General features: G+C 60.8%; 13 protein-coding genes and 1 tRNA gene. 10 read left to right on the forward strand and 4 right to left on the reverse strand.

What is annotated here, in order from left to right:
- Window positions 1-159: 159 nt before the first annotated feature.
- Both LAC81_RS07845 and LAC81_RS07850 read left to right on the forward strand, forming a co-directional pair.
- Complete coding sequence (locus tag LAC81_RS07845; RefSeq protein WP_223727365.1) at window positions 160-759, forward strand: hypothetical protein; 600 nt, start codon at window positions 160-162, stop codon at window positions 757-759.
- Between the two features lie 124 nt (window positions 760-883).
- On the forward strand, window positions 884-1,486 hold the full coding sequence (locus LAC81_RS07850; protein WP_223727366.1) for a hypothetical protein: 603 nt from the start codon (window positions 884-886) through the stop codon (window positions 1,484-1,486).
- 195 nt (window positions 1,487-1,681) lie between these two features.
- Here the strand turns inward: LAC81_RS07850 and LAC81_RS07855 are convergent.
- Window positions 1,682-1,771, reverse strand: a tRNA-Ser gene (locus tag LAC81_RS07855).
- A gap of 314 nt (window positions 1,772-2,085) precedes the next feature.
- On the opposite strand from LAC81_RS07855, the gene LAC81_RS07860 reads away from it, so the two are divergent.
- The 4 genes from LAC81_RS07860 to LAC81_RS07875 all read left to right on the forward strand — a co-directional run bounded on the left by LAC81_RS07860 (window position 2,086) and on the right by LAC81_RS07875 (window position 6,263).
- A complete protein-coding gene (locus LAC81_RS07860; protein ID WP_223727367.1) occupies window positions 2,086-3,117 on the forward strand; it encodes a septal ring lytic transglycosylase RlpA family protein in 1,032 nt (343 codons plus the stop codon).
- A gap of 63 nt (window positions 3,118-3,180) precedes the next feature.
- Complete coding sequence (locus LAC81_RS07865) at window positions 3,181-4,341, forward strand: D-alanyl-D-alanine carboxypeptidase family protein (RefSeq protein WP_223727368.1); 1,161 nt, start codon at window positions 3,181-3,183, stop codon at window positions 4,339-4,341.
- Window positions 4,342-4,557: 216 nt separating this feature from the next.
- A complete protein-coding gene (gene tmk / locus LAC81_RS07870; protein ID WP_223727785.1) occupies window positions 4,558-5,238 on the forward strand; it encodes a dTMP kinase in 681 nt (226 codons plus the stop codon).
- Window positions 5,235-6,263 carry a DNA polymerase III subunit delta' gene (locus tag LAC81_RS07875; protein WP_223727369.1) on the forward strand — a complete coding sequence of 343 codons (1,029 nt, stop codon included), beginning with the start codon at window positions 5,235-5,237 and terminating at the stop codon, window positions 6,261-6,263. The genes tmk and LAC81_RS07875 overlap by 4 nt, the downstream gene beginning before the upstream one ends.
- On the opposite strand, the gene LAC81_RS07880 is transcribed toward LAC81_RS07875, so the two are convergent.
- Window positions 6,258-6,563, reverse strand: coding sequence for a pyrophosphatase (locus LAC81_RS07880; RefSeq protein ID WP_223727370.1), 306 nt, complete (start codon window positions 6,561-6,563; stop codon window positions 6,258-6,260). The genes LAC81_RS07875 and LAC81_RS07880 overlap by 6 nt on opposite strands.
- A 176-nt stretch (window positions 6,564-6,739) precedes the next feature.
- On the opposite strand from LAC81_RS07880, the gene metG reads away from it, so the two are divergent.
- Genes metG through LAC81_RS07895 form a run of 3 tightly spaced genes read left to right on the forward strand, consistent with a single transcriptional unit; the run spans window position 6,740 to window position 9,922 of the window.
- A complete protein-coding gene (gene metG, locus LAC81_RS07885; RefSeq protein ID WP_223727371.1) occupies window positions 6,740-8,302 on the forward strand; it encodes a methionine--tRNA ligase in 1,563 nt (520 codons plus the stop codon).
- A gap of 2 nt (window positions 8,303-8,304) precedes the next feature.
- Window positions 8,305-9,084 carry a TatD family hydrolase gene (locus LAC81_RS07890; protein WP_223727372.1) on the forward strand — a complete coding sequence of 260 codons (780 nt, stop codon included), beginning with the start codon at window positions 8,305-8,307 and terminating at the stop codon, window positions 9,082-9,084.
- A gap of 1 nt (window position 9,085) precedes the next feature.
- The gene (locus LAC81_RS07895) at window positions 9,086-9,922 is read left to right on the forward strand and encodes an MBL fold metallo-hydrolase (protein WP_223727373.1); all 837 of its coding nucleotides are present in this window, start codon (window positions 9,086-9,088) and stop codon (window positions 9,920-9,922) included.
- A gap of 32 nt (window positions 9,923-9,954) precedes the next feature.
- On the opposite strand, the gene LAC81_RS07900 is transcribed toward LAC81_RS07895, so the two are convergent.
- Window positions 9,955-10,911 (reverse strand): phosphoribosylaminoimidazolesuccinocarboxamide synthase, encoded by a 957-nt coding sequence (locus tag LAC81_RS07900; RefSeq protein WP_419195808.1) that lies wholly within the window; start codon window positions 10,909-10,911, stop codon window positions 9,955-9,957.
- A 221-nt stretch (window positions 10,912-11,132) separates the two neighbouring features.
- On the opposite strand from LAC81_RS07900, the gene LAC81_RS07905 reads away from it, so the two are divergent.
- On the forward strand, window positions 11,133-12,134 hold the full coding sequence (locus LAC81_RS07905) for an IS30 family transposase (protein ID WP_223727374.1): 1,002 nt from the start codon (window positions 11,133-11,135) through the stop codon (window positions 12,132-12,134).
- 231 nt (window positions 12,135-12,365) lie between these two features.
- Here the strand turns inward: LAC81_RS07905 and LAC81_RS07910 are convergent, their stop codons facing one another.
- A complete protein-coding gene (locus LAC81_RS07910) occupies window positions 12,366-12,677 on the reverse strand; it encodes a hypothetical protein (RefSeq protein ID WP_223727375.1) in 312 nt (103 codons plus the stop codon).
- Between the last annotated feature and the right edge of the window lie 154 nt (window positions 12,678-12,831).

A 12,831-nucleotide genomic window follows, 5' to 3' on the forward strand; every position in this document is an offset into this window, starting at 1 on the left:
ATCGCATCGGTTGTAGCAGTCCGTGTCCTCGCTTTCGGCGCGCACAAATCCATGTTGTGATCGCGCTGCACTGTCTCGACAGGTTGCAAAAATACGATAACTTTGCGGGGAAAGTGGGGTGGTTGCATGCATAGATTGTCGTTGGCGGTTCTCGGTCTGTTGGCGGCGGCCGGAGCGGCCTCTGCTGAAGAAGGTCGTTCGAATATCTGGAAGCGGATCAATGCCTGGACGGTCGGTTCCGATCCGTCCTTGGGCGGCTCGTGCTACGCGGCGACGAGCTATGACGCCGGCGCGATCCTTCGTATCGGCTTCTATCCAAGGGGATCGGCGAACCTGGCGTTTCTTTCGATCGGCAATGCTACCTGGAAATCGATCGAGCCTCAAAGGGAGTATGACGTCGCCTTGCAGCTCGACCGCGGCCGCCAGTGGCCGGCCGTTGCGTTCGGCGTGGACCTCACGGGTTCGAAGGCCCTGGTCGTCAATTTCTCCAATACAGATTTCTTCACCGAATTCGTGCGCAAGAATACGCTGGCGCTGGCGTTCGAAGGGCGCGTGGTGGCGAGCCTCAGTCTGCGTGATTCGATGAAGGCCGTCAGCGAGATGTTCAAATGCCAGGAGGCCGTGAACGCGCTGATGCCGAACGGCGGGCAGGGGAAGGCCGCCGATCCCTTTGCGGGCGCCGGCAGTAATGCGCCGAACAATGACCCGTTTGCGGGCGGCGGCCAGACCAAGTCGTCGAAAGATCCCTTCGCCATGTAATTCCCTGGCGTGAGCATCGGTCTGCACGAGAGGTGAATATTCCTAAATATTGCGTGGGTACGGGTCGCCCACCCTCGACAGTCACGCGGCGACCTATCAAAATGCGCGCAAACGGGGGCTTTGCATGCGTAGATTGCTGTTCGGGTTGGTGGGCTGTCTGATGGTGACGGGGCCGGCCGTGGCTGAAGAGGCCGAGATCATCAAGTGGAAGGAAGTCGGCGGCTGGACCGTTGCTTCCGACACGTCGATGGAAGGCTCGTGTTTCATCACGTCGATGTTCGAGGGCGGGGTCACGCTGCGCCTGGGGTTTTATCCAAAGGGCTCCGAATCGCCACTCTATATGAGCTTCGCCAGCGACGACTGGAAGTCGCTCGAGATCGGCAAGGACTATGACCTGACGTTTCGCTTAGACAAGAGCGATCCCTGGAGCGCTTCGGCGACCGCCGCCGGAGACGAGAACGGCAAGTTCCTCTTCGTGAACGTCACCGATCCCGAATTCCTCACAGGCTTCGTGCGCAAACGGGCTTTGGCGATCGCCTTCGACGAACGCGTGATCGCAAATCTCAGTCTGCGTGGCACCGGTCCGGCGGCAGACGAACTCATGAAGTGCCAGCGCGCCGTGGATGAGATCATCGCCGACGAAGGGCGCAAGTCCAAGGAGAAGAAGGCCGATCCGTTCAATGCGCCGAGCGAGAAGCGATCAGCGCGCGACCCGTTCAGCCTCTAGCATTGTCGAATTCCGGGCTTCTTGCAGGCCTCCGGCAATCGGGTTGCGTTGAGGACGGAGAACGCCGGTTCCTTCTGCCTGCGGCGAACCAGCCGCGGTATCGGAAATTCAACTCAACCTTGCCGATGGGGCCCTATTGAGATGAAACGGCACCGCCGATGGCGGTTGTTGGTCGGTCTATATTCCTTGGGAGAATGGCGGACAGGGTGGGATTCGAACCCACGGTACGGTTTCCCGTACGCTGGTTTTCAAGACCAGAGCCTTAAACCACTCGGCCACCTGTCCTTGCACGAGTTTCGCAGCTAACTGCTTACCGGGCACGGCGTTATTGCGCGAAGCCCTGTCGCTTTGCAAGATTTAACATGCATCGCTGAAAGATTTTCTCCACGGCCGTATTGGAGAGCACGCGCCCGGTCGGATGGTAACCATCTGTAAACCATAATGCATGAAATCAGGCGCTGAACTGTGGATGAGTTCGCATTTTCGCCTTGTTGCTGTCATGTTTAATCGACTGTTCCGTTTCGGGACGCCGAGATTTCCGCTGGGGGCAAGAGCGGAAGGTTTCGAGTACGGCTTATTCGATCGATGTTGTGGGACAGATGACCTCCAGTAAGAATGCGGCATATCTGGTCAAGGGACTGCGCCTTGCAGCTATTCCTGCGCTGTGCGTAACGCTTGCAGCCTGTGGCTCCACATCGAGCCTCAAGAAAACCGCACGGAGCAAGGAATACTTTCCTGAATCGGTCTACGGCGTAAAGGCGAGCCCGCGTGTCGCCACCGGCAACAATATCCCGAAGGGCGGCGGACGCTTCCAGGTCGGTAAGGCCTATCAGGTCAAGGGCAAGTGGTATCAGCCGAAGGAAGACTTCGGTTATAACAAGACGGGTGTCGCTTCCTGGTACGGCTCGGCGTTTCACGGCCGCCTGACTGCCAACGGCGAGGTCTATGACAAGGCCCATCTGTCGGCCGCGCACCCGACATTCCCGTTGCCGAGCTACGCGCGTGTCACCAATATGGAAAACGGCACCTCGGTCATCGTGCGCGTCAACGATCGTGGCCCCTATGAATACGGTCGTATCATCGACGTGTCCTCGAAGACGGCCGACATGCTTGACATCAAGCGCAAGGGCAGTGCGCAGGTCCGGGTACAATATGTCGGTCGCGCGCCGCTTGAAGGCAATGACATGCCCTATCTGATGGCGTCCTACGTCGAGAAGGGTCAACGTGGGCCGAGCGTGATGCCGGAAGGCCAGATCGCGACCGGCGTCATGGTTGCCTCGAACGAACCGTTCCGCAATCAGAGCCTTGGCACGATCACCGTTCCCGCAAAGGCCTCGCTCGACGTCAGCGAGCCGGTGACGGCACTTGCCGCTCCCGTGCCGCAGTTCGCCCAGCCGCAGTCGTTCAATGAGTTCGTCATGCTGCCGGAAATCGGCCCGATCCCGCGCGAGCGTCCCGAATACATCCCGATGCCGAACGGCAACATGGCCTATGCGGCCGCCTATTACGAAGTTCGCGTCAGCGATGCCGAATCGCCGTTCGAAGCGATCATGGTCGACAAGAAGCAGCTGACGCCGCAGGTAATCGTCGATTACGCCAAGCGCCAGAAAGCAAGCGGTTCTGTCCGATAAGCACAGGCGGCGTTGTGCCAAAATGACCACGCTGCTATGCCCGACGGGAAACCGGAGTTTCCCATGCGCATGAAGATGTTTTCGGCGTTGTTTTTCGGCGTTTCGCTGCTTGCCGGTGTCGCACTCGCGCAGGCACCGGCGCCTGCCTTCGACACCAAGGCAAAGCAGATCCTGCTTGTTGATGCCGAAACCGGCACCGTGCTTTTTTCACGCGCCGAAAACCAACCGATACCACCCGCGTCACTAGCCAAGCTGATGACGATGGAAGTCGTGGCCGAGGCTATCGGCAAGGGTGAGCTTTCGGCCGAAACCACCTTCGAAGTATCCGAGCATGCCTGGCGTACCGGTGGCGCACCCGCCGGCACCTCGACGATGTTTGCCGCGTTGAAATCCCGCATCCGCGTCGCCGACCTGTTGCAAGGCGTTGCAGTGCAGCTTGCCAACGATGCCTGCATCATCCTTGCCGAAGGCATGACCGGCAACGAGGGCGCCTTTGCCGAACGGATGACGGCGCGCGCTCGCGAGCTTGGCATGCCGGTCGCAACGTTCCGCAACGCGACCGGGCTTCCCGATCCAGGCAACCAGATCACGATGAGCGAACTGGTGACGCTCATCCGGCATCTCCACGAGGCTCATCCGGATCTCTATCGGCTCTATTCGCAGCCGGAGTTCGAATGGAACAAGATCCTGCAACGCAACAAAAACCCGCTGATCTCGGCCAATATCGGCGTTGATGGTCTGGCGACCGGTTTTGCCGAAGGTTTCGGCTTTTCGCTCGCCGCTTCCCTCCAGCGCGGCGACCGCCGGGTCTATCTCGCCATGGGCGGTCTCGAGACCGACAAGGAACGCATCGAAGAGAGTCGCAAGGTACTCGATTGGGCAATGTCTGCCTTTGAAAAGAAGCGGATCTTTGCCGATGGGGAAGCGATCGGCGAGGCGGCCGTCTATGGCGGCGATGCCTCCCATGTCGCGCTGGTTGCCGGCGGCCCGGTCGACGTGCTGCTGCCGGTCGACAATCCGGATCGGTTGACGGCGCGCATCGTCTACAAGTGGCCCTTGCGGGCGCCGGTGACGGCGGGAACGGAGGTCGGCGTCGTCAAATTGTGGAACGGCGAGAAACTGCTGCGTGAAGTGCCGGTCAAGACCGCGAGCGCCGTCGGGCAGGGCACGCTGACCAGCCGTGCCCTCGATGCGCTGCAGGAACTGCTGTTCTTCTGGATTTAGCGACAGCAAGCCAAGGCGAGGGGAAGTTCCCGCCAATTCATCGCCACCTGACGGTTTCACAGCGCCGACCAATCGGCTAAACAGAGCCGGAGCGGGATGAGGATGGTTCGCGCAGTTTTCCGCCCCACCCCGCTCTAACCTATTAGAACCGGTCACGAGGTCGATTCGACCTGAACTCAGCGTGATCGGGGTCGCATGCCGATATGGGAACGCATGGTGTCGCTGAAAAAGGGTCTGTTCGTAACATTCGAAGGCGGGGAAGGCGCCGGCAAGTCGACGCAGCTCCGTCTTCTCGCCGAATCGCTGCGCGCGCGCGGCTGCGAAGTGCTGACGACACGGGAGCCCGGTGGTTCAGCTGGCGCTGAAGCGGTGCGCCACGTGCTGCTTTCTGGCGCCGCGGAGGCTTTCGGGGTGCGGATGGAGGCGATCCTCTTTGCCGCCGCCCGCAGCGATCATGTCGAAGAGGTCATTCGGCCGGCGCTCGATAAGGGCACTATCGTGCTTTGCGACCGCTTCATGGATTCCTCGCGCGTCTATCAAGGCATTACCGGGAACCTGGAGCAGAGCTTCGTCGAGAGCCTCGAGCGTGTGGCGATCAACGGCGTGGTCCCGGACCGGACCGTGATCTTCGATCTGCCGGCCAGCGTCGGCCTCGAGCGGGCGCAGCGCCGCGCCGGCGACGACAATCCCGATCGTTTTGAGAAGGAACAGCTCGAGACGCACGAGAAGCGGCGGGATGCCTTTCTCGACATCGCCAGACGCGATTCCGAGCGATGCCGCGTCGTGGATGCGACACAGCCTGTCGAGGCCATAGCCGCCGAGGTACTTTCGCTCGTCGAGACCCTCCTGCCGCATGGCGATGGCACCGATACGTCGGCCGAGGAAGTGGTGTCATGAGCGAACGAGCCGGCGTCCTGGATGGCGCCATCGCGCCCGCCGAGAACAATCGGCTCTTTGGCCACGAGCAGGCCGAAGCATTCCTCGCGCAGAGCTATCGCTCCGGCAAGGGACACCACGCGATCCTGATCGAAGGACCGGAGGGGATCGGCAAGGCGACCCTTGCCTTCCGCTTTGCGCATCACATCCTGAAACATCCCGAGCCCGCGGAAGCGCCTGAAACGATTTCCGATCCGGATCCGGCTTCCACCATTGGGCGCCAGCTTGCCTCGGGCGCTTCGCATAATCTGTTGCACCTGACGCGCCCGATCGATGAGAAGACGGGCCGGGCGAAGGGCGCGATCACGGTCGACGAGGTCAGGCGGGCCGGAAAATTCTTCAGCCAGACGTCCGGTACCGGCAATTGGCGCATCGTCATTATCGACCCGGCCGACGATCTCAACCGCAATGCGGCCAATGCCATCCTGAAGATCCTCGAGGAGCCGCCGCGCCGCTCGCTCTTCCTGGTGCTGACGCATGCGCCCGGAAAGTTGCTGCCGACGATCCGCTCGCGCTGCCTGCCGTTGCGGCTGAAGCCGCTCGACGCGGCGCCGCTGAGCCAGGCTCTGGCGCATCTCGGTTTCGATCTCGAGGGCGAGAATTCCGAGCGCATCATTGCGGCCGCCAATGGCAGCGTCGCCGAAGCGCTGAAGCTCATCAATTACGGCGGGCTGGAGATCGCCGCGACATTCGAAGGGATCCTCGCAGGGCAGGGCCCGTCGGTGCGCAAGGACATGCACAAGCTGGCAGACGTACTATCTGGCAAGGACAGCGAAACGATCTTCGAATTTTTCCAGGCGCTCGCGAGCGACCGCATCATGCGTGACGCGCGGGAGGCTGCGATCGCTGGAGACATCATGCGCGCCGAGCGCTTCGCGCGGCTTTCTGTCTCCGTGACTGAGCGCTTGACGGTCAGCGACGCCTACAATCTCGATCGAAAGCAGACCATCCTGTCGCTGCTCGATGACATGAAGGCGGCGCTATAGCGCGGCCTGGAAGCGCCACTTGCGCTCGATCGCCGCGCGGAGGTCGAGCTTGTGGTGGTGGGCGAACAGCAGCACATGCCCGAGTAGATCGGCGGTCTCGTCGGCCATCAGCGCTGTGAGTTCCTCCGTCGATACGCCGTGGCGCCGACCGCGGCCGCTGAGCTTGTTCCAGACCTGCGTCAACTCCCCCAATTCCTCCTGCATCTTCAGGATGAACCAATCGGGATCACGTTCTATGCCGTGCGCGCCGGCATAGCCGGCGGACGCAGTTTCAATTTGGCTGCCAAGCCGTTCCAGCATGATTCGTCCTTCAGTTTGTTTCTGTTTTGTTCTAATCGGCGCGTGCTAAGCGCGCAAGGCTGGGAGCAGCGACGACGATCGCGCGGCCCGGGCTTTTCACGGATCGCATGTTTCTTCCTTGCGGCGTATGCGCTAAGAGCGTGCGTAGCTTAATCCGAGATAGATCGAATCCGCCTATGAGAGACACGTCCCCCTTTTACATCACCACCGCGATCTCCTATCCGAACGGCAAGCCGCACATCGGCCACGCCTACGAATTGATCGCGACGGATGCCATGGCGCGCTACCAGCGCCTCGATGGACGTGACGTGTTTTTCCTGACCGGAACGGACGAGCACGGGCAGAAGATGCAGCAGACCGCGCGTAAGGAAGGCGTGACGCCGCAGGAGCTCGCCGACCGCAACTCAGCCGAATTCCAAAAAATGGCCGTGGTTCTGAACGCGTCCAACGACGACTTCATCCGGACGACCGAGCAGCGCCATCACCAGGCGTCACAGGACATCTGGACCCGTATGGGCGAGGCGGGCGACCTCTACAAGGACTCCTACGCCGGCTGGTATTCGGTGCGCGATGAAGCCTACTACCAGGAGAACGAGACGGAGCTGCGCGACGACGGCGTGCGCTACGGGCCGCAGGGAACGCCGGTTGAGTGGGTCGAGGAGCAGAGCTACTTCTTCAAGCTGTCCGAATACCAGGACAAGCTGCTGAAGCACTATGAGGAAAACCCTGACTTCATCGGCCCGGCGGAGCGCCGCAACGAAGTGATCTCCTTCGTGAAGTCCGGCCTCAAGGACCTCTCGGTTTCGCGCACGACCTTTGACTGGGGCATCAAGGTCCCGAACGACCCGGCGCATGTCATGTATGTCTGGGTCGACGCGCTGACGAACTACATCACCGCGACCGGCTATCTCGACGATCCCAAAGGACCGCGTGCCAAATTCTGGCCGGCGAACATCCATGTGATCGGCAAGGACATCATCCGCTTCCACGCGGTCTACTGGCCGGCCTTCCTGATGTCGGCCGGCCTGCCGCTGCCCAAGCGCGTCTTTGCCCACGGCTTCCTGCTCAACAAGGGCGAGAAGATGTCTAAGTCGCTCGGCAACGTCGTCGATCCGTTCAATCTTGTCGAGCATTTCGGCCTCGACCAGATCCGCTACTTCTTCCTGCGCGAAGTCTCCTTCGGCCAGGACGGCAGCTACAGCGAGGAGGGGATAGCGACCCGCATCAACTCCGACCTCGCCAACGGCATCGGCAATCTGGCGAGCCGCTCGCTGTCGATGATCGTCAAGAACTGCGACGGACAGGTTCCGGTCTGCGGTCCGTTGACCGACGAGGACAAGGCGATGCTGGCCGCCGCCGACGCGCTGCATGAGATTACGCGCGACGAGATGGGCAAGCAGATGATCCACCGGGCGCTGGCGGCCATCATTGCCGTTGTTTCCGAGACGGACCGCTATTTCGCCGGCCAGGAGCCCTGGGCGCTGAAGAAGACCGATCCGGCTCGCATGGGCACCGTGCTTTACGTCACGGCGGAAGTCGTGCGCCAGATCTCCATACTGCTTCAGCCGTTCATGCCGGGATCCTCGGCAAAGCTGCTCGACCTGGTGGCAGCACCTGCCGACAAGCGCGACTTTGCAGCCCTCGGCGAGGCGGGGCGTCTGGTCTCGGGAACGCCGCTCGAAGCGCCGAAGCCAGTGTTCCCGCGCTATGTGGCACCGGAAGCGCAAAAAGGCATTTGAGCATGCTGATCGATACCCACTGCCATCTGGACTTCCCCGATTTCGAAGCGGAGCGTGATGCCATCGTCGCGCGGGCGCGCGAGGCGGGTGTCGAGCAGATGATCACGATCTCGACCCGCGTGAAGCGGTTCGAGATGATCCTCGCGATCGCCGAAGCCTACCCAAACGTCTTCTGTTCCGTTGGCACCCATCCGCACAATGCGGACGAGGAACTGGACATCACGACGGAGGATCTCGTTCGGCTTTCGGCGCATCCGAAGGTGGTGGCGATTGGCGAGGCGGGTCTCGATTACTTCTACGACAACGCGCCGCGTGACGCGCAAATAGAGGGCCTGCGCCGTCATATCGCCGCGGCACGCGAGACGGGCCTGCCGCTCGTCATTCACAGCCGCTCGGCCGACGAGGACATGGCGGCGATCCTGACCGAAGAAACAGGGAAGGGGGCCTTCCCTTTCCTTCTGCATTGTTTCTCGTCCGGTCCTGACCTCGCCCGTGTCGGCGTCGAACTCGGCGGCTACGTCTCGTTCTCGGGCATCCTGACCTTCCCGAAATCCGAAGAGCTGCGCGAAATCGCCAAGACCGTGCCGCATGACCGCATGATCGTCGAGACCGACGCGCCTTATCTCGCGCCGAAGCCGTTCCGCGGCAAGCGCAACGAGCCGGCTTACGTTGCCCATACGGCCGCCGTGCTCGCCGAAACGATCGGCGTAAGCACGGAGGAAATCGCAACGATCACCGCGGAAAACGCCTTCCGCATCTTCTCCAAGATGCCGAGGCTCTGACGTGGCGTTCCGGCGCGCCTTCACCATTCTTGGCTGCGGGTCGTCGCCTGGCGTGCCGCGGATCACCGGTGACTGGGGCGTCTGCAATCCCGACAATCCGAAGAACCGGCGCTTGCGCGCTGCATTGCTCGTCGAGCAGACTGCGCCCGATGGCGGCAAGACGACTGTCGTCATCGACACCGGGCCGGACTTCCGTGCCCAGATGGTTGCCGCACAGGTGCGCCACATCGATGCGGTGCTATACACCCATTCGCATGCCGATCATCTGCATGGCATCGACGATCTGCGTGGCTACGTCATTGAAAACCGGAGGCGGGTGCCGATCTGGGCCGATGCCTATACGATGGGGCGCATCCGCGAGGGCTTCGGCTATTGCCTGGAGTCACCGCCCGGCAGCGGTTATCCGCCGATCGTCGAGCCGCGGATCATTCCCGACGATTTGTCGCCCGTGGTGATATCGGGCGCCGGCGGGCCGATCGCGTTCCGGCCGCTGATGCAGTTTCACGGCAACATCCATTCTCTCGGATTCCGCGTCGGAGATTTCGCCTATTGCAGCGACGTCAGTGATTTTCCGGCGGAGACCGTCGCTAAGCTCGGCGGCCTCGATCTGCTGGTGATCGACACGCTGCAGTACAAGTTTCATCCGAGCCATCTGTCGCTGGTACAATCGCTCGGCTGGATCGCCAGGCTGCAGCCGAAGCGGGCGGTGCTCACGCACATGCATGTGCCGCTGGACTACGACATGGTTCAGAGCGAAACGCCCGACCATATCGAGCCGGCCTATGACATGATGCAGCTCGAATTCGATGTCGACGATCCGGCATCCGCTGACACGTAAATTAGATTAATATTCCTATCTAATATACTGATTTATTTGGAATAATATGGAACGAGATTAGCCCGGATGCGATCCAGAACCGTGGCGCCGGAAAGATCCGGAACGAAGCGCTTGCCGGTGATCTTCTCGAAGGCCTCGATATAGACTGCCGAGGTCTGCTCGATGAGATCAACAGGAATTTCCGGGATCGGGTCCTTGTAGGGATCGCAGCGCGCGGTGACCCAGGCGCGGACAAAATCCTTGTCGAAACTTTTCGGGCGTTCGCCGCGCTCGAAGCTCTCTTGGTAGCTGTCGGCGATCCAATAGCGGCTGCTGTCGGGCGTATGGATCTCGTCGGCAAGAATGATCGTGCCGTTCTCGTCGGTGCCGAACTCGTACTTGGTATCGACGAGGATCAGGCCGCGCTCGGCGGCACGCTGCTGGCCGCGGGCGAACAGAGCCAGCGCATATTGCCAGACCGTGTCGAGCTGTTCCTTCGTCAGCAGTCCTTGCTCGAGGATCGCTTCAGCCGAAAGCGGCTCGTCGTGGCCGCCGTCGAAAGCCTTGCTGGTGGGCGTGATGATCGCCTGGGGCAGCTTCTCATTGTCGCGCATGCCGTCCGGCAAGGTAATGCCGTACATCTCGCGCTCGCCGTTGCGGTACTTCGTCAGGATCGAGGTGCTAGTGGTTCCGGCGAGATAACCGCGAACGACGACCTCGACCGGCAGGATGTCGAGCCGCTTGCCGATGACGACATTCGGATCCGGATAGCTGACTACATGGTTCGGGCAGATGTCGGCCGTTTCCTCGAACCAGTAGCGCGCGGTCTGCGTCAGCACATGACCCTTGTTCGGAATCGATGTCAGGATGACGTCGAAGGCGCTGAGCCGGTCTGTGGCGATGATGATGCGATTGCCGTCGGGCAGGTCGTAGTTTTCACGAACTTTGCCTTTGTAGCGGTTTGGCAGTTCCGGAATGAAAGCATCTGTAAGAACGCGCAATTCGCTCATCGCATCTGGCCTTGAAAGTGGTGTTCGGTGCCGGAACGCTAAGCAGGCTGCAAAGGCCGGGTCAAGCTCGGCAAGGCAAGGATTGGCCGCAATCCATGTTTTCCGGCATATGGAGTAGTTCCATAATCTATCTTATGTGATCTTTATTTGTAGCCGGGTACATTCTATTTCCAAGTGCGACATGCCAATGATTTCAATGGTTTCCCCTTGGAGATTTTGGCATGTCCCGCCGCTATTCGCAGCTGAATCTGGCCGATCGACGCCGGCTCTTCCACTTTGTCGAACGCAAACTGCCGATCAAAGAAATGGCGCGCGAACTCGGGCGTCATCGATCGACGATCTACCGTGAGATCCGGCGCAACACCTTCCACGATCGCGAGCTGCCCGACTATAGCGGTTACTTCCCGACCGTTGCTGACGACATCCGCAAAGAGCGGCGGCAGCGTTTGAGGAAACTTGTGCGGCACCCGCGATTGCGCGAACTGGTGATCGAGCAGCTGAAGGCACTGTGGTCCCCGCAACAGATCGCCGGTCGTCTGCTCGCCGATGGCGTGAGCGCCGTGCGGGTCTGCACCGAGACGATCTATCGCTTCATCTACGGCAAGGACGATCAGGCGCTGGAGCTCTATCAGCATCTGACGGAAGGCCGCCGCAAACGCCGTCCCCGCGGCGCGAGGAAACCGCGCGGCGGCACTTTTCCCGCTGCCTGCAGGATATCGCAACGTCCCGATTTCATTGGTGATCGTTCGCAGTTCGGGCATTGGGAAGGCGACTTGTTGATCTTCCAACGTGACCTGGGCAACGCCAACGTGACCTCACTGATCGAGCGCAAGAGCCGCTACACGGTGATGATCAAGAACCACAGCCGGCACTCGCGGCCGATCATGGACAAGATCATCGAAACGTTCTCTCCCTTGCCAGCCTTTGCCCGGCAGAGCTTCACCTTTGATCGCGGCACGGAGTTTGCCGGATTCAGGGCTTTGGAAGATGGCATCGGCGCGCGGAGCTGGTTTTGTGACCCCAGTGCACCGTGGCAAAAAGGTGCCGTGGAAAACATCAACAAGCGCATCCGTCGATACATGCCAGGCGATACCGATCTTGCAGGCGTGTCGCAACGCAAGCTCATCCAGCTTGCTCGCCATCTCAACGACCAGCCGCGAAAGTGCCTCGACTACAGGACGCCGGCCGAAGTGTTCCGCGCACATTTGCAAGAGGGAGGCTGAACCCCTACCCTGAAAACCGGCGTGTTGCACTTCAGTTAGGATCTCCCCCGGGCGGATTCAAGGATGACATGCGACCCTCTCTCCAACGTTTGCGCAAAGCGCGCCCTCGTCACTTGCGGCACGCCCCTGGCGCTCAAGCCGTCCCAAACGCGGCACGCTCTTCCATGTAGGCCAATGGATCAGGTTTGTCTTTCATCAGTGTCTTTCGCCAGGCTTCCTGCTCGGCGTTGATCAGCGCCAATTCCCAAACACAGGCAATGACCGGTCTCCTTGCAGCATCCATCGGCTCAGAAGCCGTATAGAGTTTCCGATAGTCTGCCGGGTTGGGATGACAAAGCCGAGACCATTGCTATCGCCCCCGGCCGCCATGCACGGAATGACGTCCTGTCGGACGAATGACTGAGCCAGCGTAACCATCGCGTCATCGATGCGCCTGCCATCGGCGGCAAGGCCACAGGCTTTGAGCTTGAGACCGCCGATGTTCCAGTCGCCCAGGGTGGAAACATCACGTGGGCGGTAAATCTCGATCGTTCCGGCATTCATCGGCGCGCTCCCATCGATACATTGCCTCCCGCCACCTTGGGTGGTGACATTCAGAGAAAAACGACGAACTGCCAAGCGGTCGGCAAACGTTAGCGTCGCGTCGCGTGGAGAAGCTCAACCGGGAACCTAACCCGGCTCAGCGCCTTTCCTTATG

It is taken from the genome of Ensifer adhaerens (assembly GCF_020035535.1).
Classification (GTDB): Bacteria; Pseudomonadota; Alphaproteobacteria; order Rhizobiales; family Rhizobiaceae; genus Ensifer.

What these genes read in the sequence shown, in the direction of transcription:
- LAC81_RS07865 (WP_223727368.1), top strand. Translation starts at nt 3,181, where the DNA reads ATGCGCATGAAGATGTTTTCGGCGTTGTTTTTCGGCGTTTCGCTGCTT.
- LAC81_RS07905 (WP_223727374.1), top strand. Translation starts at nt 11,133, where the DNA reads ATGTCCCGCCGCTATTCGCAGCTGAATCTGGCCGATCGACGCCGGCTC.
- LAC81_RS07900 (WP_419195808.1), bottom strand. Translation starts at nt 10,911, where the DNA reads ATGAGCGAATTGCGCGTTCTTACAGATGCTTTCATTCCGGAACTGCCA.
- LAC81_RS07860 (WP_223727367.1), top strand. Translation starts at nt 2,086, where the DNA reads ATGACCTCCAGTAAGAATGCGGCATATCTGGTCAAGGGACTGCGCCTT.
- LAC81_RS07880 (WP_223727370.1), bottom strand. Translation starts at nt 6,563, where the DNA reads ATGCTGGAACGGCTTGGCAGCCAAATTGAAACTGCGTCCGCCGGCTAT.
- LAC81_RS07890 (WP_223727372.1), top strand. Translation starts at nt 8,305, where the DNA reads ATGCTGATCGATACCCACTGCCATCTGGACTTCCCCGATTTCGAAGCG.
- LAC81_RS07875 (WP_223727369.1), top strand. Translation starts at nt 5,235, where the DNA reads ATGAGCGAACGAGCCGGCGTCCTGGATGGCGCCATCGCGCCCGCCGAG.
- LAC81_RS07910 (WP_223727375.1), bottom strand. Translation starts at nt 12,677, where the DNA reads ATGAATGCCGGAACGATCGAGATTTACCGCCCACGTGATGTTTCCACC.
- LAC81_RS07850 (WP_223727366.1), top strand. Translation starts at nt 884, where the DNA reads ATGCGTAGATTGCTGTTCGGGTTGGTGGGCTGTCTGATGGTGACGGGG.
- metG (WP_223727371.1), top strand. Translation starts at nt 6,740, where the DNA reads ATGAGAGACACGTCCCCCTTTTACATCACCACCGCGATCTCCTATCCG.